The sequence below is a fragment of the Filimonas zeae genome (assembly GCF_014641615.1).
Lineage (GTDB): Bacteria > Bacteroidota > Bacteroidia > Chitinophagales > Chitinophagaceae > Filimonas > Filimonas zeae.
In genome coordinates this window covers 171951-192637 of record NZ_BMIB01000003.1, presented here as the reverse complement: position 1 = coordinate 192637, position 20687 = coordinate 171951, and the positions used below count along the sequence as shown (strand labels likewise).

The window sequence follows — 20687 nt, the reverse complement described above, 5'->3', positions numbered from 1 at the left end:
ATATATGAAAAATTTAATAAAATATTTTTTGGCGTGCGGCCTGCTCACATTTGGCAATGCCTGTACGCATGACGATCTGGAAGTATTTAAACCATCGGAAAATTATAGCAATCTGGTTGATTTTGCAGCCAACAACTATGATCTCAGTTTGTTTGCCGCCGGGCTGGAATATACCGGGCTGGCAGATACACTGCGTACTGCCGCAGGGCCGTTTACCGTGTTTGCACCTTCCAACACCGCATTTAATGTCCTGGGCGTAACACAGGCCGCAGATTTTGCCCTGCTGAACAGAGACAGTTTAAAAATGATGTTGCGGTATCATATACTGCCCCGCCGTTTATATACAGCAGATGTGCCGGATAAAACAGCGGATAACTTTTATACCAACCTGGCGGGTTTGCCATTGGGGGTAGATCTTAAACTGGGTTCAACCGAACCGGGAACCTACTTTTATGCAGGTGGCGCCAGGGTAAGCCGCCGCGATGTGGTAGTATCTAACGGAGTACTGCATGTACTGGAGAAAGCCATTAAATATAGTACCGGTAAAGTAACCGATGTGCTGGAATCAAGACCTGAATACAGCCTATTCACCGCCGCACTCAAACGTTTTGGTTACTGGCCACAGTTGCAGCAGGGATCGCAGTGGACGGTGATGGCTGTACCCAACAGCGTGTTTGATACCAACAACATCAGCCTGCAGGATATTGAAGCCATGAATCCCGAGGAGTATCATAAAAGATTCCTGGGTTGCTATCTGTTCCGTGCAAAAATACCCTGGTCGCATCTGAGGGTATTGGAGGCCCCGCAAGGTTCGGGACAATACTATTATAACTCTGCTTATTTCCGCATACCTATTGAGGGCGATGAGGAGTATTGCTCAGGAGTAGGAAAAAGTGAGTTGAAGTTCTTTATCTCACGCACCAATCCAGGCACATCCACCCCACAGGCACTGGGCGATTTTGGGCCTGCGTTCAAGCTGGATTACTTATGTACCAACGGCGTAGTACATGATATGAATATACTGCTGGTAAAACCTTCACAAGCAAAAAAATAAGAACAAATAACTGATATATGAACCGCTTAATACATACTGTAAGGGGTTGGTGCCGGCTCACATGCATAGCACTGGCACTGGCTTCCTGCCGGAAGGAGGAGTTTATGCCCGAGCCGCAGGGAAATACCATTCCCACAGATTCCATTCCTTCTATAATTGCCGCTTTGTCTCCCTCCTCTCATTCTTTATGGATACAGGCCTGGAAAAAAAGCAATATAGAAACCATACTATCTCAGAAATTTTCCACCGCTACTATCTCCGTGCTGGCACCGGACAATACTGCCCTTACGGCAGCAGGTTATACCGCCGACCGTATAGCTGCGGCTACCACCAGTGAGCTGGATACACTGTTGATGTACCACACATTGATTGGCAATTTAGACCCTACATTGCTGCGCCAGGGCGTACCCCTGCAATTTGCCAAAAGCCTGTTGCAGGATGCAAGCCTGGCAGTGGGCCTAAGTAAGAGTGTGCCCGGAGCAACCTTCAAAGGCACAGAAATATATAGTTACAGGCATGCTGTGCAAATGGCCGGTAACGATTTGATGGTAGATGGCAAAAGGCTTACCCTGGGTAATACTGCAAAAATTGTACGCGGATGGGTACTACCGGTAAACCAGGTATTGGAGATGCCCCGCCACCAAATGAAGCAATGGCTGGAAGCGGATGGCAGATTCTCTCTGTTTCTGAAAGCATTAGATCTGATAAGTGCCTCCTACGAAGCTAATTTTAACATGTGGGGCGGGTATTGGATAGTGTACGACGCGGTGGATCCTTCCTTCCAGCTGGATACAAAAAAATACTATGCCGGTTGGATACCCAATGTAGCCAATCAATTGATGCGGAATACGCTATTCGCACCTACCGATGAGGCCTTTCACAAAGCCGGTATTTTCAACGCTGCACAGCTGGAAACGCTGAATAATCGTTTCAATTATGCAGAGGCATATGAAGGCAAGCCTACACTGGATTCTATGCTGCATCTGCATATGCCGGCAGCCGCAGAAATGGACATGCCGTTTGATGACAACTGGTACGTTACAGGCGTTCGTATCATAAGCACCCCAACACCAGCCAACACAGTATTCCACAGTGATATACTAAACAACACCCTGCTGGGCAATTACAATCTTAATGCAGGTGGTGGTTCAGATAAAAAACTGAATCTGACCTTTGACCGTACTGGTGCAAGCGCTATTACCGTAAATGGCATAGATAGCGAAACGCCTGCCGCCACTATCACAGAGGCCGATCGCATGACCCTGCAAGGCCCGGTTCATGTGGTAGACAGGCTGATTATACCAGGTTCTTTTAAATTCTAAATCCAGAAGAATGCGAAAATCATATTATATCATACTTGCAGGAGGCATATGGCTGGCTTCCTGTAAAAAAGAAGATTCCGGTATAGCTGCCAACCGTGGCACAGTAGCTTATGTGGTAGCTGACAACTTTAACCTCTCTTATTTTAGTGCTGCCCTGCGCCGCACCGGTCTTGAAGCCAACATGAAAGAAGCGGGACCGTTCACTGCCCTTTCACCTTCGGACGATGCTTATAAAGCACTTGGTTACAGTACTACAGCTGCGTTATATGCAGCGCCTTTTGCGCAAACCTATGCGCAAACGCATTATCTGCTGCTGAAAGGAGATATTTCCATAAAAAGCTTACCGCTGCAACTAAACAAAGCATTCCCTTCACTGGCAGGGGCAGATGTATATGTGAGCCGTGTAGTGAAAAAAGGCGATACCCTTACTACCATCAATGGTGCCCGCTTATTAAGAACGGATATTCAAGCTACAAATGGTAAAGTACAGGTTATAGACAAAGTGCTGCGCCCCATGAGCTATAAAACTACCGACCTGGCCATAGCTTCCCAGGCTAATCTTACGCTGTTTCACCAGGCCCTGGTACGTTCCGGTGTATTGGCAGCATTACAAACCGGAGCTTTCACGGTATTTGCGCCGGACAATGCTGCCATGCGGGCATACGGCTATGCAGATATGGAGGCGGTAAATGCAGCAGATGCCACAGTACTGGCTGCGTGGGTAAAATATCACCTGGCACCCGGCAGAAACTTTGCACAGGATTATTTTATCCGTGCCGGAGAAGGGGAAACCAGCATTTCCGAAACCATGCACAATGGCAACGCACTTACCGTGAATATTTTATCGCAGAGTAATGTACCCAACAGCTTTACCGGTATTAATCTGCGGGGGGCCGCAAATAGTTCCAATGCTTCCACTTCAGCCACAGATATTCTGGCAGGCAACGGCGTGGTTCATATCATTAACCAGGTGCTGCGGCCATAGAACATTAAGGGTTACTAAAAAGAAATAATTATATGATCGTTCAACAGCTTTGTAAACGAATGGGGATGCTGTTTGCCTTACTACTGGCATTTACAGCCTCTTTTTCGCAGGAAACTACCGGCTCTATTGGCGGTACCGTTTCCGATGAAAATAAAAAACCGCTGGCAGGTGCCACCATTACCGCCCTGCATATTCCTTCCGGCACCCGTTATAGTGTAGTAGCAGATAAAAACGGATATTACTTTCTCAACAACCTGAAACCCGGCTCGCCCTATACCCTTACAGCAGTACTGCTGGGTAAGGCAGAAGAGAAAAGGGAAAACCTGGCGGTAACACTGGGTGGCAACCAACAGCTGGATCTGCAGCTGAAAGATGCTGTAAAACAACTGGAAAACATAGTAGTGGCTACCCGTGCCACCCGTAACCAGGCAGATGGTTACGGTGCTGGTAAAAACATCAGTATTGCCCAGGTACGCAACACCCCTACTGTTAGCCGCAGCATTACCGATATAACCCGGTTAACACCGCAGGCTACCAAAGACAACAGCTTTGGCGGTACCAACTTCCGTTATAACAACGTTACCATAGATGGTGCTATTAACAACGATGCTATCGGGTTCAGCCCTTCACTGGGCGGGCAAACAGGTACCTCCGGTATGGCGGGCAGCAGCACGCGTACCAACCCCATATCGCTGGATGCTATTGAAACCATGCAGATATATCTGGCCCCTTACGATGTTAAGATTGGTAACTTTACCGGCGGCTCGGTAAACGCGGTTACCCGCAGCGGCTCTAACACCGTAACCGGATCGGTATACGGCTATGGCCGCAACGCCACCATCACCGGTAAAGACAAAACAGGCCAGCTGGGTAAAATGAAAAGTGATTTCCATGATTATCAGGCAGGCTTTCGTGTAGGTTTTCCGATTTTGAAAAACAAGCTGTTCTTTTTTACCAACGCCGAGATTACGGAAAGAAAAGACCCGGCGCAACTGGTGGCAGGCACTCCTGAAACCGCACATATACTCAGCGTAGCCGATGCCAATACCATCAGCGATGCCGTGAAAGGCCGCTATGGCGCTATTTTCGATGCAGGTACGGCAGGCGATTTTCTGAACTGGTCTAAGTCGCAAAAGTTTTTTAACCGCGCCGACTGGAACATCAACGACCGTCATCAGCTTTCTGTACGCAACAATACCATCTTCAGCAAGGCCAGTCATATGGACCGCGACCAGCAGGACTTCCGTTTCAGCAGCATGGCTTTTGAACAGGAGAACAACCAGAGCAGCACCGTAGCTGAACTGAAAAGCAAGCTGAGCAACCGCGTAACCAGTAATGTGGTAGCCGGTTTTACGGTAGTAAACGACCGTCGTAACCCTTTAAGCGACCCTTCCCTGCCACAGGTGCAGATTATGGGCCGTACACCAGGTACTACCATTTACCTGGGTACCGACCGGGAAGCCAGCATATTTAACATGAAGCAGCAAACCTGGGAGTTTACCGCCAACGTAAATGTAAACCTGGGCAAACACAAGCTGCTGATAGGTACACACAACGAGCTGTATAAAATACGGTATGGCTTTGTAAACGGCTGGAATGGCCGTGTGGACTACCTGAGCATTGAAGATTTTGTAAACAACAACCCTTACCGCGTACGGGGTAGCTACCATTATGGCGATAACAGCCGTGATTATCTGCTGAATAACCCTGCGGCCAGCTTTAAGGTAAACATGTATAGCTTATACATTCAGGATGAAATACGCCTTTCAGATAAGCTGCAGGTGGTGCCAGGCTTACGGGCTGATATGACGCACCTGCCCACCATGCCTTCTTTAACAGAAAAGGTACAGGATGTATGGGCTGATCCTGACTTTGGTAACACGTATACCTATACCCCGCTCAAACGCCTGAACAACCGCTTTCTGAACAAACCACAGATTTCTCCGCGTGTAGGTTTCCGTTATAACATTCTGGGCGATCAGAGTCTGGTGCTGCGTGGCGGTGTGGGTGTATTTACCGGCCGAATTCCTTTTGCATGGCTGGCTTACGCTTACTACAACACCGGCAATACTTTTGGTGCATTTGACCAGCGTGCCGATCAGAAACCATTTGCACCCGGCAGCGATGCTATACGCCCCAACTCCAATGGCATAGCAGGTTTTGTAGCGCAAAACGGTACGGTAACCAATAACCCCAACAGCGGTAAAACGCAGGTTGACCTGGTAGATAACAATTTTGTACTGCCTAAGGTAATGCGTGGCAGTGTGGCACTGGATTACACCACCCTCTCCGGCTGGAAAATGAGTGTGGAAGGTATGTACACCAAAACCATGAAAGACGTGCTGTTTCAGCAGCTGAACACCCGCGACCAGGCCAACTGGTATGGTTACGACCGTAACCACCAGCATCCGGTTTACAGCGGCACGGTAGACGCACGTTTTTCTAACATCTACCTGCTCAGCAATACCAGCGAGGGTTACCGTTACAGCCTTACCGCTTCTGCCAACAGAACCTTTAAAGCATGGAACGTTAGCCTGGCGTATACCTACGGCCAAAGCAAAGACCTTAGCAACGGCGTTCGTAACTCCATGGAAAGTAACTGGCAGCTGAACCAGGCGCTGATACCCAATAACCCCGGCCTGGCCAACAGTAACTTTGATATACGCCACCGCGTGGTAGGCAACATCAGTTATACCATGCAGTGGAAAGAAAGTGGACGCACCAACATTTCCCTGCTGCTGAGCGCACAAAGCGGCAGCCCTTTTACGTATGGTATTGTTAACAACAGCATACAAGGCTTATCGCAACAGGTATCACTGGCTTATATTCCGTTGAAAGACGAAGCCATCCGCTATTTTAAAGATGAAGCATTTGCCACCGCTGCACAACAGGCCGAAAACTTCAATCAGTTTATTGATGGCAATAAATACCTGAGCGGCAGAAGAGGCCGGTTTACAGAACGCAATATGGCACGTACCCCATGGAACGTACAGGCCGATCTGCACCTGGCACACGACCTGTTCATCAGCAAAAACAAAGCCCGCTACATTACTATTACAGTAGATATTATGAACCTTACCAACCTCCTGTATAAGGAGTGGGGTATACAATATTTCTCACCCAACACTTTTAATTCAACCAGCAGCGTGGGCCTTACCCCTTCCCTGTTTCCCCCCAAACAGAACGAAGGAGAATATCCGGTATTCAATTTCAGCAATCCGGGTAAACCCTACAGCATTGATTACTTCAGCTCAAGGGCACAAGGCCAGCTGGGCGTGAGGTACACGTTTTAGTTACTTTGCATCAACCACTTGTAAGAGCCGTTCCGTTAGGGAGCGGCTCTTTGCATGCCTGCTTAACCATTTCCGGCGCAAACAAAAACGGTTAATTCACTGCCGCAATACCGCTTCCAGCCTGTCAAAGTTTTCTTCGTTCTTATCAACAACAAAACCTTTTAACTTATCACACTCCTCTCTGGTGGCAAACTGCATCCTGAATACCAGCAAGGTGTTACCCTCTGCCGCTTCTTCAAACGTAGTCACCACCCTGAACAGCGGCTTAGAGATACGATCCCAGGCTATCAGGCTGGGTTCTTCTATTGCTATAAATGTTACTTCATTTTCGTAATGCCCTTTTTCAGGCCCGTGCATGGTAAAACGCCACCTGCCACCTGGCTTCAGATCAAACTCATGAAAAGTGTTGGTAAAGCCAGCAGGTCCCCACCACTTTTGCAGTAGTTCCGGATTTGTCCATGCCTGAAAAACGGCTTTGCGTGGATGGTTAAAAACTCTGGAACTTACAATTTCGCAGTCAGTCGCAACAGTAAACGATGCGTTATTCATAGAACTCTTATTTAGTATGCCGATATTGTTTCTATTCCAACATTATGAAACTATTTTATATAAACCGGATTTATCAAATCGCTCTAGTTTAGTCCCTACAGGCAAAGACAAATAAGGAATAATAGCACCATCATAATTTGCAATGGTATTTACCTCATATATCATGGAATTACTGCTATCATCAATATACTCCTGACTTTCATCACCAGAAAAAAAGCGTCACCCACTATCATTTTCAAAAAACGGCTCATCCCGATACATATAACCCACCAAATGTCCATTCACAGTAATCTCATCTGTAGCAATACAACCTCCCATAGGAGGAAGTAACCTCTTAATTTGTGACTTGTCAAGTTTAAACTTCTTAGCAATATTGTCAGCAATATACCGATCTCTGATCAAAAGACTGAATATCCTATATCGGCAGGTTTAATGCTCCATCAATTTATTAAAAAAAAGCACTGGTCGGCTTATTCAATTCTAAAGGTTTATTTTCAATTATATCAGCTACATAAGTCTTAAATAGCTTTTCAGGGCCATTGAATTGGTACGTAAAAAAACAGCTATCTTCTTCCCATAACACTTTGCTTACTTTGAAAACACTAACCTCATCCTGAAAACATAAACGGCGGGCAATTTCACTTTTCTTCTTATCGTATAATACTTCATAAACTTTATAAGCTCCAACGTCCACCCAATGATAAAAACCTATATAATGCTGCTTGTCGGGGCTAAGAAATAGTCTGTTCTTAAAAAACCACTTTAATTCCAACTGTTGTTCCATACATTTCTCATAAGCCGCTTCAAAAGGTTTCGCATCCCAATTGAACTCATCACACAACTTCAGCAAAGTTGAATGAATAGCCATTAATACCTCTTTTTTCCACTGAAAAGGATTGTCTTTTAGTTGATCGTATAATAACAAATCAAACTTACAGTCCTGCTCTAAAATTGCTGGAAGTACCTTTCTGTAAGAATCAGAATCAGACAAATAAACATTAATAATCTTAATACCGTTACAATTAACCTTTCCTAAATTCATGTAATAAAGCTCATCTATGCCTCCTGTATAATATTGCTTTACAGGTGTTCCTTTACCAGAATGAATTCTTACCGTTATCGTTTTCAACATATCGTTAATTGGGCTAAAACTTAGCTTGTTCTATCAAATTTTCCGATGGCTTTAAGTTTTCATCTACTACTCAATCCGAGTTAATCGCTTTCAATTTTAAATGGCTCTTAATCCAGGCAGAATCAGCAGCTTTTAACAAGATATTCCAATACAAGCTTCTGTCAGCATTTAACATTTTCTCTTTAACAAACAACTCTCCGTTGGTACACAAGAAATCGATTCCATAATAATTTAGCACAGCGCATACCAATGGTTTATTGGTAATTGGCTTATCAGTTATGATCAACCCTTTAGATTCTTCGCATTCTATTTGAGACAACTTCTTATAACCGGTATTAGTAGTACAAGAAAGGAAACAAAAGAATATTAAAGCGACAACTACCCTTCATATTATTGGTTCCATTTACACCAGTGAAGTTATACACCCGTACAAACAAAAACAACATTTATACTTTACATATAAATGCTGTCAAATATGTTTACTCCATCAGATAGTATTTGAATTGGTCCGGTTTTATTTAAAATCACAAGATATATAAATTATCTCACTCTAAGCGCCGTTAACCCTATATCCGCCACCCCAGTACCAAAGGTCATAACATCCGTTGTACAACTCGCTTTTAACGCCCCTGAAAAAGTAACATTCTGCGGAAGCGTAAGCCTCTGAAATACACTATCTGCCTGAGCATTGAAAGAACATATAAAATAAAGCGGGCCAGGCATTGGAGATGCCAGAATAACCAGCTGCCGGTGTGTGGAATCGTAGTAAAGTGTTCCTGCCTGGTCAGCTGCCATGCGCAGCGTGGGGGCCTCACAACCACAGGTTGTTTCTTTTTTTGCGCAGGATACAAACAACAGTAATAGCCCCAGCACTCCCCCCAGCCAAGATTGTTTCATGAATGTTTTTTTTCAATATATGATGTTACGGAAAAAGGTTTCGTTGCACACGCCTGAAACTTCAAAAAACGGGCCTGTATTAAACCGGATTCTGGGTTCCATATGCGGGATTCGTGCCCATATATGCTATGCTCATCTATACAGCTTTGGAACCGACCCGCACTTATGTGGCCATCAGTCTGTCATATGTGAGATTCACCCCCACCACTTCCCCGGCAATCGGGAAAACTATGCCGATCATCCGTACAGCTATCCGCTTCATCGGCATATATGTGCGGATGAAACGGATAGCACTACCATTCAACGGGATATATGTGCGGGTGAGTGGTACATATGTACGGATGATCCGCATATATATGCCGATCATCCAAAGTGCTATCCCACTCATCGGCATAATACTGCGGCTGAGCCGCATAGCTATGCGGCTCAGCGCGCCAACTATGCCGATCATCCGCAGTACTATCCCACTCAACGGCATAGCACTGCGGATGGCCGGGATAGTTGTACGATTCCGCCGGAGTGCAGGACAAACATGTTGCAACACTGGCTGCATGAAAATGAAAGCATGCAAACAAATACTGACATAACCACCATAGGGTTGTACAAATAACCAATTATTGAAAAATTGCCAGCGCCTTTGTAAAACAGGTATTTTAAACCATGTCCGTGCTGACCGGCGGTGCCAAAAGGTATATTTCCTCCCCAAAAGCAACTATTTACTCAGTGGATCTTCTGCTCCGTTGAGTGGAGCAGACAAGTTATTCAGCGGATGTTCTGCTCCATTGAACGGAGCAGACAATTTACTCGTCTGTACAACTGTTCTATTCAACGGAGCAGACAAATTATTGAGTGGTGCAGTTGCTCCATTCAGCGGTGCAGACAATTTATTCAGCCGTGCAACTGCTCCGTTCAGTGGTGCAGACAATTTATCGGGCGGATGTTCTGCTCCGTTCAACGGAGTGGACAATTTACCGGACGGTGCGGTTGATCCATTCAGCAGAGCAGGCAATCTGCAGGGCAAATGTTCTGCAACAGCCAACGGAGCAGAAGAAAAGCGCGCCCGCTGAAACATTTTTGGGGCTGTTTAGTAACCCATTCAGAGGTGTTTTGAATAAAAACACCTCCAAACACCGGATAATTCAGCCCGTTCACCGGCCAAATCTGCCGCCCCCTCCTTTTAAGGGGCCTTCATTTTATCTCCCCGTTAACAAATACAGCTACCTTAGAAATCAACTGTTGAACTATGGAAATTGACTTTGCACAACTGATTCCGGAAATACAGGAAGCATCCTGCGATCAAAAGGGTTTCACGCAGTTAAAGCGTATTACGCTAACGCTCCAGGGTTTTCTGGTAATAGCCAATTGCCGTAACGGCATATTTGGAAAAGAACCGCTGGAAAACCTGCGGAATATTTACCAGAAATTAAACAAGCAAAAGACAGGCAACAACAACGGCTTGCCCGATCTGAAGGAAAAGCTGATACGGCAGATAAACCACTACCAAACTACCATAACTATGGATGTAGCCCCTGTAGTTGCAGCTTTTACCGAAGCAGAGGAAGAAGCGGAAGCTACTCATATGGCATTAGCTATGTAGCCAGCGTTTTTTGTTACTCAACAACAATATCTCTTTTATAACTGAAAGGGCCGGATTATTACACCCGGCCCTTTTAATTTCGCATTATTCTTTTACCTTTTTCTTTTTCCCCTTGCCGGTTAACCGGATTTCGTAAGTGCTGGCATTACTGCCTACCTGCTCCGATCTTTTCAGCATTTCCTGCACTGCTTTATCGGCAGGATCGTAAAAAAACGGCAACTCCCCTACGATAACGATGTTTTTCCCTTTGTCGAATTCCTCGTTTTCCATGAGTCCAAATTACCACAATACCAGAACCCGAAGCAGTTGATAAATTTATTGTTGCCGGCTGTTTATCCACCCTTATTGACGATTTATACAAGAATATATCGCTAATTTACCAGAAGCTAACCTGGGTTTTCATTTGTCAAGCATTACATTTGTTAACGTTTTTTATCTGGACATGAACACGCTTATAGTAGACGACAATCTGGTAGCCCGGAGTGTGCTGTTAAAATTATGCAGCCAAACCAGGGATTTTGCCACCGTAACCGACTGTGGTAGTGCAGACGAAGCACTGCATATTCTTTTAAACAAACCGATAGACTTATTACTGCTGGATATTGAAATGCCCGGCATGAGCGGCCTGGAACTGGCCAAAAGCCTGGGACAGAAAAAACCACTGATTATATTTACCACCTCCAAAACAGAATATGCTGCGGAAGCCTTTGAGCTGAATGTGGTGGATTATCTGGTAAAGCCCATTAATACCGCCCGCTTTCATCAGGCACTGGAAAAAGTGCGCGAGGTGTACGACAGCAAAAAAGAAGAAGTAAGCTACACGCAGGATGAGTTTATATTCATCCGCGATGGCAATGTGGTAAAGCAACTGAAGCTGGACGATCTGTTGTTTGCCGAGGCTATGGGCGATTATGTAAAACTGCATACGCAGGAAAAGTTTTACGCCGTTCATACCACCCTTAAATCGGTAGAACAGCGCCTGCCTGCCAGTATGTTTTCGCGGGTACACCGCTCTTATCTGGTAGCCATCAGCAAAATAGAATCGCTGCAGGAAGGAACGTTGAAAGTAGGCAAACACAATATACCGCTGGCCGATGCCTACCGCAAACCACTGAGTATTCGCATGAATATTATATAACCAACGGGCAAAAATGCCTTTTCAGCGAACCTTATTCCGCTTTCAACGGATGCAGGAACGTTAATGATCGCTTATGTACAAGCTTTGCTGTACTAAGTGTGGAAAAATGAGGCAAAAGCTGAAACATTACATGAAAATCCTGACTGGCAAACCCTTCCTCGCATCTATCATGGTCACTTTTCTGACCGGGTTGTTGCTGCTGCTGTCCATTCAATGGAACTCTGACCGGAATATTGATGCGTTAATAACCGGTAACGAACGGCTGATGCGCGAGTTGCGCATTACCAACTACCTACGCGAACTGGAAAGGGATATTATATGGGTAGAAAGCCGCATCAGGGGCGCAATTGCCACAGACGACACCTCGCATATTGAAGGCGTAGCCCACAAGATTAACGAGATTGAAAACTATCTGGATACGCTGGATGATACCAATACCGACCCCAAATCGCTTGTATACATTAACCGGCTCAACTACCTGGCGCGTCAGAAACTGAGAGCGCGGGATATGCTGATGGAGGAATACGTACGCTCGGGCCGTATGGATGATACCAGCTTTATAGCCAACCCCATGGCGCGCGAAACCTCCAACGAAATAAGTTCGCTGGTACGTAAAATTTATGAAAACAGACAGGACGCTATTGTAAAGCTTACCAGCGATATTGAAAACAGTGGCCGTAAAGCCAAAAACTGGGGCACCCTGCTGGTGATAGTAATACTGATAAGCGGTGTGGGCTGGCTTTGGTTTATTATAAAACGGATTCAATACCAGAACACGCTGATTCTGCAACTGAACGAATCGGAAAACCGGGCGCGGGAGGCCGCGCGTATAAAAGAAAACTTCATGGCCAATATGAGCCATGAAATACGCACGCCGCTGAACGCCATTCTGGGTTTCAGCAATTTTCTGGAGCGGGAACAGCTGGACCATAAACAGAAAGACTTTGCCGTTTCTATACGCAAAGCCAGCGAAAACCTGCTGGATATAGTAAACGATATACTGGATGTATCCCGCATAGAAGCAGGCATGGTTCGCATAGAAGCCTACCCTTTCAGTGTGCGTGGTTTGTTACAATCTGTAGAAACCCTGTTCTGCCGCAAAGCCACGGAAAAAGGCATTCACCTGCTTACCCAGGTGGCAGACAGTGTGCCTGACACGCTTATTGGCGATGCCACCCGTTTAACACAGATACTGGTAAACCTGATAGGCAACGCGCTGAAGTTTACAGAAAAAGGACAGGTAAGAATACTGGTAACCGTGCTCAGCCGCGAAAACAATGAGGTAAACCTCAACTGTAAAATTATTGACAATGGCCCCGGTATTGAACAGGATAAACTGAAAGTAATTTTTGAAAGGTTTAACCAGGGCGAAAACTCTATTACCCGCCGCTTTGGTGGCACAGGTCTGGGGCTTTCTATTGTAAAAGACCTGATTGAACTACAAAACGGCAGCATAGAGGTAACCAGTGTGGTGGGCGAAGGCTCTACATTCCGCTTTAATATACCTTATCAGGTTTCTGAAACCCAGCTGGAAGCGCCTGCCCATTGGGATGGCGGCAAGTTTGAGCAGGACCCGCAAAACGGCATCCGCATTCTGATAGCAGAAGACAATGCCACCAACCGCAGCCTGATGACCTATATGTTACAGCAATGGGGCCTGGAGTTTGACATGGTAGACAATGGAAAAATGGTAATTGAAGCACTGGGTAAACGTGCATACTCACTGGTGCTGATGGATATGCAGATGCCCGTTATGGATGGTTATACCGCCACCCGCAGCATACGGGAAGATCTGCAACTGCAAATACCTATTATAGCCATGACAGCACACGCCATGGCTGGTGAAAGGGAAAAATGCCTGAGCATGGGTATGAACGAATACATATCTAAACCCATACGTGAAAGGCAATTGTTTGATATGATTGCCCGCTTCTGCAACATCACAGAAAAAACAGCAGAACCAGAAATAGTTCCGGAGCCCGCACCCACTGCTGCTCTGCCCGAACAAAGCTGGCATTATATTCAGCTGGATTACCTGCTGGACATTGCCAAAGGCGATACGGAATTTATGAAAGTCTCCGCACAACAGTTTATTGATTTTGTACCCGGCGAAGTGGAAGATCTGATGCAGGCCTGCAAGCTGGAAGCTATCCCTGCTATGAACAAAATAGCCCATCATCTCAAAACCACCATCTCTATTATGGGCCTTACCGATAAACTACATGATGCCTTATCGGTACTGGAAGACCCCAGCATTGCCAAACAGGACGCTATTATCAATATTAATTTTGTGAAAGCCTGTTGCGATGCGGCGTTGGATGAAACCAGGCGCTTTCATCAGTCTTTATAATTCATTCAAAGTATTTACATAAGCGGCCTGCTCCTTTATCGGGAACAGGCCGCCTGGTTTTTGTACCTGTTGCTCATGTGCAACCGACTTTAAGGTAGGCGCAAAAAAGCCGGCAAATACTTGCCGGCCCTCACTGTATAAATCCCCGATCATGTCAATCTTATGGAACCATCAATGCAATATTCGTCCTGTCTTTTTTAAACGTAGTGAAGTTATCTCCTGTTTCTTTTTTGAAAAACTTACTGAAGTGATAGATATCCTGAAAGCCTAACTCCCACGCCAGTTCCTTCATACTACAGTCTGAGTAAACAGCCTGTCGCTTAGCTTCCAGTACAACGCGCTGGCGTATATAATGCCCGGCGGTATTGCCTGCCGTATTTCTTACCGCATGATTCAAATGATTGGGTGTAACCAGCAGCAGATCGGCATATTCCGATACCCGCTTGCAGGTTTTAAAATTCTTATCTACCAGATTGATAAAACGGTTGAATAAACGCTGGTTGCAGTTATAACTGTTTGTCTCCGGTTCTTTACGGCATTTACGGCCCATGTAAATAAACAGAATGTTCAGGTACTGCATAATCAATTCATTCTGGTACGCTTCTGATAAAAGGTGTTCTTTTTTCAGCTGTTCTACCACATGCAATACCTCGCTGAAGGCTGGCTCATCAAAGCCCATGCAGGCTGAACGACTTATAGCATGCAGCAGATTGGCCTGAAACAAGGCATCAATACTCTTGTTACCCTCCTGCATTACCTGCTCGTTCAAACGGATTACATACCCTTCTGCTGAAGGCGATACCTGCAGCTGCGATAACTGCGAAGGTGCGATACAGTACACATGCTGCTGCTGTACTTCAAACAGCTGCATATCAATCTGAATAGTACCGCCCCCACGGGTTATCAGCCATAATTCATACGTGTTATTGGCGTTTACTTTGTTACGCAATGCATCTGCATCGCGCAGGCTTTTTAGTGTATCTATAGTAAGCATAGTAGTTGGTTTTCTCAAAACTACCAGTTACTATGGCCGTGTTAAAGCGCCTGTCGTTAAACGGGCAAAAACTATCGTTCTTCTGTGCTTAGGGCGGGTTTAAAACCTAAAAGCATTTAGCCTGCAGGTTAATAGTTTATTCCCGGCATCGGAACAGGAAATGTCAGTGTTAGCAAACTAAAGCGCAACAGCAGTTTCATATATTTGAGATAGTCAATAAATACGTTATGAATAAAACACCTATCCTTCTTCTGCTTCTTTCCTATGGTATAACGGGCGCTGCACAGGAAATAAATGCTGAAAAGCGCAAAGTAGTCAATGCATTTATCCAATGTATTAAAACAGGCAACAAAAAAGCCCTGGCCAATAAGGTGGCATATCCGTTGAAACGGGAACTGCCCCTGCCTGCTATTAAAAACCGGACTGAATTTATACAACGATACAACGAAGTGTTTGACGACAGCCTCATTCAGCAGATAAGCCGGTCTAAGCCAGATCAGGATTGGTCGGAAGTGGGCTGGCGGGGTATCATGTTTCAGCAGGGCGATGTATGGCTGGATGAAGATGGCAGGCTGATATCGGTAAATTACCAGTCATTCACCGAAAGTAAGCGGAAGGCTGTCCTGTTAACTGCTGAAAAAAGTAAATTACATGAATCTATACGGGTATTTGAGGAACCGGTTAGTGTGCTGAAAACCAGTAAATACCTGATAAGAATTGACGACCTTGGCAACGGCAATTACCGGTATGCTTCCTGGCCGGTTACAAAAGCAATGAGCAGTAAACCAGATATTGTTATTACAAACGGAAAGTTTACAGCAGATGGCACAGGCGGCAACCACAGCATTACGTTTACCAATAACGGTTATACCTACGAATGCTATTTTACAATTATCGGCGCAAAAAACGATCCGCCTGCTACAGTAACCATCAGTAAGGGCAACAAAGTACTGTTAACACAGGCTGCCGGCATAATAACTCCGTAATAATTATAACACACCATATGAACAGCAACGACATTAAAAAAGAAGATATACAGCAGGAAGTATTTGACCTGTATGATGACTATGCCCATAACCGTGTTACCCGGCGCGACTTTGTAGAAAAGCTTTCTGTATATGCCATCGGCGGCCTTACCGTAGCTTCTCTGATGGGCTTTCTGATGCCGGATTATAAAAACGCCATACAGGTAAACGCAGGCGATGCCCGGTTACAATCTGATTATGCCAACTACCCTTCACCCAAAGGTGGGGGTACTATAAAAGCGCTGGTATCTAAACCTAAAGAAAGCAAAGGCAAGCTGGGCGGCATTATTGTGGTACACGAAAACCGCGGTTTAAACCCGCATATAGAAGATGTAGCCCGCAGGGCTGCGCTGGCAGGTTTTATATCGGTAGCACCAGATGCACTTACACCACTAGGCGGTTACCCGGGCACGGATGATGCGGGGCGCGAGTTGCAGAGCAAGCGAAACAGGGATGAAATGCTGGAAGACTTTATTGCAGCATATGATTACCTGAAAAGTCACCCGGACTGTAATGGTAAAATTGGTGTGGTGGGCTTTTGCTTTGGCGGATGGATTGCTAATATGATGGCCGTACGCCTGCCGGAACTGGCTGCTGCTGTTCCTTTTTATGGTGGTCAGCCCCCCAAAGAGCAGGTAACACAAATTAAGGCCCCGCTGTTAATACACTATGCCGGGCTGGATACCCGCGTAAACGAAGGCTGGCCTGCCTATGAAGCAGCGCTGAAAGAAAACAAAAAGGAATACACCGCTTATATTTATCCGGATGTAAACCATGGCTTTCATAACGATACCACACCCCGTTACGACCGCACAGCGGCCGAACTGGCCTGGAAAAGAACCATTGAATTTTTTACTGCCAAACTGAGTTAAACAAATGAAACCAACACTACTGCTTATTACCACCCTGCTGGCAGGCGCAACGGCTGCGCAACAACCATTGCCTGTAATTAAAGCAAGTTCACCCAACATTGCTATTAACGATGGTGGGTTTTACGATGCTGGCGCCTGGACACTCTCCCCCAAAGTAAGGCCGGATGTATACACGGCTGACAGAACCCGGCAAACCAAATGGGTAACCTTTTATACAGATATAGATTCTATACGTGTAAAAGTAGAACCGGGAACACGGTTTAACTTTGTGATTCTGTATAACGGTAAAGACTCCTGCTTTACACAAATAGCCAGCGCTATTCCACCCCAGACACCCAATACAGCGGCAGTAACAGCAACAGACACCATTCCCTTTACGGTAACAGCCCATAGCGCTATTCATGCAAAAGCACTGGTGAACAACAAAGACACACTAAACCTGCACTTTGATGTGGGCTCTTTTGACTTCCGGTTTTTACGGAATATAAAAACACGTATAGGAAAGGTGAACACCCTGCAAATGGGTACCCGAACATGGAATAACCCGGATGTGTTAGCCACCGGCAATACCGCCCGCGAAATGGATGGCCGTTTTGGCTGGAACCTGTTTGAAGGCAAGACGGTGGAGATAGACTACGACCATAACAGGCTTTTGATTCACTCACAGTCACCCGCCCACACCAAAGGCTACCAGCGGTTGAAGCTGGATTTTATACGCTCTTTTGTTTGTGTAAAGGGGAAGTTTCAATTAGATAACAAAGATTATGAAGGCAGTTTTCTGCTGGATACCGGCAGCGACCAGGCGGTGATACTGGACAGCAACTGGGCGGGCAGCCGTGCCGCTTTTGGTACACTGCCATTGATACGCACCGCTGTATTAACCGATCCGCGTGGTGTAAAGTATGAATCGCGTATTGTAAAAGCGCCGCGTTTTGCCCTGGGCAAATCTACCTTGCATGATGTGCCTGCTTATATACTGGCTGGCAAAAGCCCCGTAGGCTTTGAAATTAATTATCTGGGCAATGATCTGTTGAAGCGTTTTAATACCATACTGGATTTTAAGAATGATTACCTGTATCTGAAACCCAATAAACTGTTTTCAGGTGCGTGGAAGGAACGTGCGTAACCACTACCCTGCCTGTAATGATACTTATAAAAAAGCCCCGTTGCATTTACGGGGCTTTTTTGTAACTGTTACTCATTATTTTTTTCTGGTAAGCTTTATCTCCATGGTTTTATACTGCTCGCCGGTTTTAGAATCCGGGCCATACATTTCCATTACTTCGTTGTTTTCATCTACTATCTTGTATACTTCCTTCATATCGTACTCCACGCCATTGGCCGGGTTGGTACATTTGCCGGTTAATACCATTGATTTGGAAGCCTCGTCCCAATCGCCTTCCATTTTCATAATACCAGTACCCATATTGTCTATCCAGGTGCTGACATATTTTTTCTTGTAATTGTCGTAAGCCGTAATAGCCATTCCTTCAAAAGGCATACCCATAAAATCGCCTTTGAAAGAAGATTGCTGATAACGACCACCCAAAATCATCTTATTCACCATCATAGAAGAGCTGGTAGCAGGCGGCGCATCTTTCGACATCCACATGGTGGTTTGCCCTGCCCAGCTGCCATCTGACTTTGCCAGTTTTTTCTGTGCTTCACCTGGCGTGGAATACTCCATCCAGGCTTTCATTTCGGTAGCAGAGTCTACTGCTACCCAGGCTTTTTTTTCAGGAACAGTGGTGGTGGCTGGCGGAGGGGCGCTATCTGTTGTTACAGCTTTCTCATCGGGGTTTGTTCCGCTGTTACAGGCACCGAAGGCCATTGCAGCCACGGTAAAAGCAATCATTCTTTGTTTCATAGCGTGTGTGATTTTACTAAAAATAACAAAATCTTCGCAGTTTCTTAGCCCTGTTGAAAAATGATGCAAACCGTGGTAGGGTCCAGGCAAGCGAACTCTTTCAGCCCCCAGGGCTGCTGTTTAATATAATTGAGGTTGGGGTGCAGCAAGCCTGGATTACGCCCTTTTATTTCCTGATAAACGGCCTCAATATCATCGGTAGCAATACGTATTTCAGGTCGGTCTCTGTTACCCAAATCTTCATTTATTACCAGCAACAGCGTTACATCGTCTTTACTAACAATGTATAAACTTTCATCATGATACCCCAGTTCAAAACCCAGTCCGTCTACAAAAAACGAAAGACCTGTCTGAATATCTGCGTAAAATATTTTAGGTAACACTGCCCGTAAACTCATAACAACTTTTTTAATAACTAAGATATACAATTAAACTGCCATAAAGTTAGGGCTGCAACAGCGGCCAATAAAAAAGCAGGCTGTTTCTGTTAGCCTGCTTTCCTTTATCTGATGATATACCCTTTAGGAATGCTTTCTTACATACTTAGTAAGTATCACAATTACCTGGCCTTCAATTTTACCTTCAATCTGTTCTTTATTATCTTCTACCAAACGTATGTTCTTTACCACGGTGCCCAGTTTTGCTGAAAAGCTGGTGCCCTTTACATCTAAAGCCTTAATGGTTACTACCGTATCGCCGGTTTGCAGTATGGTGCCGTTGCTATCGCGGTGGAAGTCTGAAGCGCCCTCTTCATGATCGCCGGTGGCTTTAGCCCACTCCAGCATATCATCTTCCAGATATAACATATCCAGGTTGTCTGCCGCCCAGCTTTCCTGCTTAAAGCGCTGCAGCATACGCCATGCAATTACTTTTACACCCGGTATTTCGCTCCACATAGCTTCCGGCAGGCAGGCCGCCCAATGGTTACCATCCGGCTCTTCCTTTTTCTCTATCTGCGCACGGCATTTGCCACACAGCACTACACTGTTGTTTTCTGTTGCGCGGGTTTGCGGGGGTACTTCGTATACCTCAATTGCGTTGTCTTGCTTACATACTTCGCACTTTTGTCCGCTTCTTTCCAGTAATTGCTGTTCTAATTTCATGTTGAAAGGCTAAAAATGGCGCCGAAGGTACTATTTTCACTTTCGTATTTTTTATTATATCTGTTACATATGCAAAAACAAAATTTTCAAAACCACGTGCGGTATTATGCACCCCACCATTTTATACTGCTTCCGCTGATACTGGTGGGTGTGGTAATAAGTCTGGTATTTGCCGTAAAACAAACAGCAGATTCCGGCGCCTGGTATGGCATTACAGCCGTGTTTCTACTGCTGGGTTATACCAGCGTAATGCTCCGCCAGCACTATGCACTTACGGTACAGGATCGTTTAGTAAGGCTGGAAGTGCGCTTTCGTTATTTCACCCTTACCGGCAAACGCTTTGAACCGCTGGAGCAGCAACTGAGCCTGAGCCAGATACTGGCGCTGCGCTTTGCGGCTGACGAAGAATTGCCTGGCCTTGTACAGCGCGCAATAACCGAACAGCTGCCTGCAAAAGCCATTAAACAAAGCATTCAGCAGTGGCAGGGCGATTATATGCGGGTATAATT

Annotated in this window: 21 protein-coding genes and 1 pseudogene; 11 read left to right on the top strand and 11 right to left on the bottom strand. The window is 45.6% G+C overall.

All coding sequences use genetic code 11. From position 1 onward, the window contains the following. Positions 1–4 precede the first annotated feature (4 nt). From IEY13_RS13810 to IEY13_RS13795, 4 genes are read left to right on the top strand one after another with little or no spacing between them, the layout of a single operon-like run. Positions 5–1054, top strand: coding sequence for a fasciclin domain-containing protein (locus tag IEY13_RS13810; protein WP_188953056.1), 1050 nt, complete (start codon positions 5–7; stop codon positions 1052–1054). Between the two features lie 17 nt (positions 1055–1071). Then, on the top strand, positions 1072–2376 hold the full coding sequence (locus IEY13_RS13805; protein ID WP_188953054.1) for a fasciclin domain-containing protein: 1305 nt from the start codon (positions 1072–1074) through the stop codon (positions 2374–2376). Between the two features lie 10 nt (positions 2377–2386). Next, on the top strand, positions 2387–3361 hold the full coding sequence (locus IEY13_RS13800) for a fasciclin domain-containing protein (protein ID WP_188953052.1): 975 nt from the start codon (positions 2387–2389) through the stop codon (positions 3359–3361). A 32-nt stretch (positions 3362–3393) separates the two neighbouring features. Continuing rightward, a complete protein-coding gene (locus IEY13_RS13795; RefSeq protein ID WP_188953050.1) occupies positions 3394–6654 on the top strand; it encodes a TonB-dependent receptor in 3261 nt (1086 codons plus the stop codon). Between the two features lie 96 nt (positions 6655–6750). On the opposite strand, the gene IEY13_RS13790 is transcribed toward IEY13_RS13795, so the two are convergent. The 6 genes and pseudogenes from IEY13_RS13790 to IEY13_RS13765 all read right to left on the bottom strand — a co-directional run bounded on the left by IEY13_RS13790 (position 6751) and on the right by IEY13_RS13765 (position 10304). Beyond that, positions 6751–7203 (bottom strand): SRPBCC family protein, encoded by a 453-nt coding sequence (locus IEY13_RS13790; protein WP_188953047.1) that lies wholly within the window; start codon positions 7201–7203, stop codon positions 6751–6753. A gap of 42 nt (positions 7204–7245) precedes the next feature. After that, positions 7246–7521 (bottom strand): annotated as a pseudogene (locus tag IEY13_RS30445) (DUF2185 domain-containing protein). Positions 7522–7651: 130 nt separating this feature from the next. Next, entirely contained in the window at positions 7652–8335 is a 684-nt protein-coding gene (locus IEY13_RS13780; protein ID WP_188953045.1) for a hypothetical protein, read from the bottom strand. Between the two features lie 540 nt (positions 8336–8875). Continuing rightward, complete coding sequence (locus IEY13_RS13775) at positions 8876–9232, bottom strand: hypothetical protein (RefSeq protein WP_188953043.1); 357 nt, start codon at positions 9230–9232, stop codon at positions 8876–8878. Between the two features lie 163 nt (positions 9233–9395). Then, positions 9396–9938, bottom strand: a complete 543-nt coding sequence (locus tag IEY13_RS13770; RefSeq protein ID WP_188953041.1) for a hypothetical protein — start codon at positions 9936–9938, stop codon at positions 9396–9398. A 6-nt stretch (positions 9939–9944) separates the two neighbouring features. Continuing rightward, positions 9945–10304 (bottom strand): hypothetical protein, encoded by a 360-nt coding sequence (locus tag IEY13_RS13765; protein WP_188953039.1) that lies wholly within the window; start codon positions 10302–10304, stop codon positions 9945–9947. 171 nt (positions 10305–10475) lie between these two features. On the opposite strand from IEY13_RS13765, the gene IEY13_RS13760 reads away from it, so the two are divergent. Next, positions 10476–10829, top strand: coding sequence for a hypothetical protein (locus IEY13_RS13760; protein ID WP_188953037.1), 354 nt, complete (start codon positions 10476–10478; stop codon positions 10827–10829). A gap of 84 nt (positions 10830–10913) precedes the next feature. Here IEY13_RS13760 and IEY13_RS13755 read toward each other — a convergent pair whose 3' ends face one another. Further along, complete coding sequence (locus IEY13_RS13755) at positions 10914–11099, bottom strand: hypothetical protein (protein ID WP_188953035.1); 186 nt, start codon at positions 11097–11099, stop codon at positions 10914–10916. A gap of 172 nt (positions 11100–11271) precedes the next feature. Between IEY13_RS13755 and IEY13_RS13750 the strand changes: the two genes are divergently transcribed. Continuing rightward, complete coding sequence (locus tag IEY13_RS13750; protein WP_188953033.1) at positions 11272–11967, top strand: LytR/AlgR family response regulator transcription factor; 696 nt, start codon at positions 11272–11274, stop codon at positions 11965–11967. A gap of 130 nt (positions 11968–12097) precedes the next feature. Further along, on the top strand, positions 12098–14317 hold the full coding sequence (locus tag IEY13_RS13745; protein WP_188953032.1) for an ATP-binding protein: 2220 nt from the start codon (positions 12098–12100) through the stop codon (positions 14315–14317). A gap of 160 nt (positions 14318–14477) precedes the next feature. Here the strand turns inward: IEY13_RS13745 and IEY13_RS13740 are convergent, their stop codons facing one another. Next, a complete protein-coding gene (locus tag IEY13_RS13740; RefSeq protein ID WP_188953030.1) occupies positions 14478–15311 on the bottom strand; it encodes a helix-turn-helix domain-containing protein in 834 nt (277 codons plus the stop codon). A 227-nt stretch (positions 15312–15538) separates the two neighbouring features. On the opposite strand from IEY13_RS13740, the gene IEY13_RS13735 reads away from it, so the two are divergent. From IEY13_RS13735 to IEY13_RS13725, 3 genes are read left to right on the top strand one after another with little or no spacing between them, the layout of a single operon-like run. Continuing rightward, positions 15539–16297, top strand: coding sequence for a hypothetical protein (locus IEY13_RS13735; protein ID WP_188953028.1), 759 nt, complete (start codon positions 15539–15541; stop codon positions 16295–16297). 17 nt (positions 16298–16314) lie between these two features. Then, on the top strand, positions 16315–17208 hold the full coding sequence (locus IEY13_RS13730; protein WP_188953026.1) for a dienelactone hydrolase family protein: 894 nt from the start codon (positions 16315–16317) through the stop codon (positions 17206–17208). Positions 17209–17212: 4 nt separating this feature from the next. Then, positions 17213–18334, top strand: coding sequence for a pepsin/retropepsin-like aspartic protease family protein (locus IEY13_RS13725; protein ID WP_188953024.1), 1122 nt, complete (start codon positions 17213–17215; stop codon positions 18332–18334). A gap of 75 nt (positions 18335–18409) precedes the next feature. Here IEY13_RS13725 and IEY13_RS13720 read toward each other — a convergent pair whose 3' ends face one another. The 3 genes from IEY13_RS13720 to IEY13_RS13710 all read right to left on the bottom strand — a co-directional run bounded on the left by IEY13_RS13720 (position 18410) and on the right by IEY13_RS13710 (position 20178). Further along, positions 18410–19075: a DUF1579 domain-containing protein gene (locus tag IEY13_RS13720; protein WP_229687861.1), complete on the bottom strand. Its 666-nt coding sequence runs from the start codon at positions 19073–19075 to the stop codon at positions 18410–18412. A 44-nt stretch (positions 19076–19119) separates the two neighbouring features. Further along, positions 19120–19473: a VOC family protein gene (locus IEY13_RS13715; RefSeq protein WP_188953022.1), complete on the bottom strand. Its 354-nt coding sequence runs from the start codon at positions 19471–19473 to the stop codon at positions 19120–19122. 123 nt (positions 19474–19596) lie between these two features. Continuing rightward, on the bottom strand, positions 19597–20178 hold the full coding sequence (locus IEY13_RS13710; RefSeq protein ID WP_188953020.1) for a PhnA domain-containing protein: 582 nt from the start codon (positions 20176–20178) through the stop codon (positions 19597–19599). A gap of 69 nt (positions 20179–20247) precedes the next feature. Here IEY13_RS13710 and IEY13_RS13705 point away from each other — a divergent pair, with 69 nt between their 5' ends. Then, entirely contained in the window at positions 20248–20685 is a 438-nt protein-coding gene (locus IEY13_RS13705) for a DUF6526 family protein (protein WP_188953018.1), read from the top strand. Positions 20686–20687: the final 2 nt, after the last annotated feature.

What these genes read in the sequence shown, in the direction of transcription:
- IEY13_RS13715 (WP_188953022.1), bottom strand. Translation starts at nt 19,473, where the DNA reads ATGAGTTTACGGGCAGTGTTACCTAAAATATTTTACGCAGATATTCAG.
- IEY13_RS13730 (WP_188953026.1), top strand. Translation starts at nt 16,315, where the DNA reads ATGAACAGCAACGACATTAAAAAAGAAGATATACAGCAGGAAGTATTT.
- IEY13_RS13810 (WP_188953056.1), top strand. Translation starts at nt 5, where the DNA reads ATGAAAAATTTAATAAAATATTTTTTGGCGTGCGGCCTGCTCACATTT.
- IEY13_RS13780 (WP_188953045.1), bottom strand. Translation starts at nt 8,335, where the DNA reads ATGTTGAAAACGATAACGGTAAGAATTCATTCTGGTAAAGGAACACCT.
- IEY13_RS13720 (WP_229687861.1), bottom strand. Translation starts at nt 19,075, where the DNA reads ATGAAACAAAGAATGATTGCTTTTACCGTGGCTGCAATGGCCTTCGGT.
- IEY13_RS13705 (WP_188953018.1), top strand. Translation starts at nt 20,248, where the DNA reads ATGCAAAAACAAAATTTTCAAAACCACGTGCGGTATTATGCACCCCAC.
- IEY13_RS13735 (WP_188953028.1), top strand. Translation starts at nt 15,539, where the DNA reads ATGAATAAAACACCTATCCTTCTTCTGCTTCTTTCCTATGGTATAACG.
- IEY13_RS13800 (WP_188953052.1), top strand. Translation starts at nt 2,387, where the DNA reads ATGCGAAAATCATATTATATCATACTTGCAGGAGGCATATGGCTGGCT.
- IEY13_RS13750 (WP_188953033.1), top strand. Translation starts at nt 11,272, where the DNA reads ATGAACACGCTTATAGTAGACGACAATCTGGTAGCCCGGAGTGTGCTG.
- IEY13_RS13765 (WP_188953039.1), bottom strand. Translation starts at nt 10,304, where the DNA reads ATGTTTCAGCGGGCGCGCTTTTCTTCTGCTCCGTTGGCTGTTGCAGAA.
- IEY13_RS13755 (WP_188953035.1), bottom strand. Translation starts at nt 11,099, where the DNA reads ATGGAAAACGAGGAATTCGACAAAGGGAAAAACATCGTTATCGTAGGG.
- IEY13_RS13740 (WP_188953030.1), bottom strand. Translation starts at nt 15,311, where the DNA reads ATGCTTACTATAGATACACTAAAAAGCCTGCGCGATGCAGATGCATTG.
- IEY13_RS13710 (WP_188953020.1), bottom strand. Translation starts at nt 20,178, where the DNA reads ATGAAATTAGAACAGCAATTACTGGAAAGAAGCGGACAAAAGTGCGAA.
- IEY13_RS13745 (WP_188953032.1), top strand. Translation starts at nt 12,098, where the DNA reads ATGAAAATCCTGACTGGCAAACCCTTCCTCGCATCTATCATGGTCACT.
- IEY13_RS13805 (WP_188953054.1), top strand. Translation starts at nt 1,072, where the DNA reads ATGAACCGCTTAATACATACTGTAAGGGGTTGGTGCCGGCTCACATGC.
- IEY13_RS13790 (WP_188953047.1), bottom strand. Translation starts at nt 7,203, where the DNA reads ATGAATAACGCATCGTTTACTGTTGCGACTGACTGCGAAATTGTAAGT.
- IEY13_RS13725 (WP_188953024.1), top strand. Translation starts at nt 17,213, where the DNA reads ATGAAACCAACACTACTGCTTATTACCACCCTGCTGGCAGGCGCAACG.
- IEY13_RS13775 (WP_188953043.1), bottom strand. Translation starts at nt 9,232, where the DNA reads ATGAAACAATCTTGGCTGGGGGGAGTGCTGGGGCTATTACTGTTGTTT.
- IEY13_RS13760 (WP_188953037.1), top strand. Translation starts at nt 10,476, where the DNA reads ATGGAAATTGACTTTGCACAACTGATTCCGGAAATACAGGAAGCATCC.
- IEY13_RS13795 (WP_188953050.1), top strand. Translation starts at nt 3,394, where the DNA reads ATGATCGTTCAACAGCTTTGTAAACGAATGGGGATGCTGTTTGCCTTA.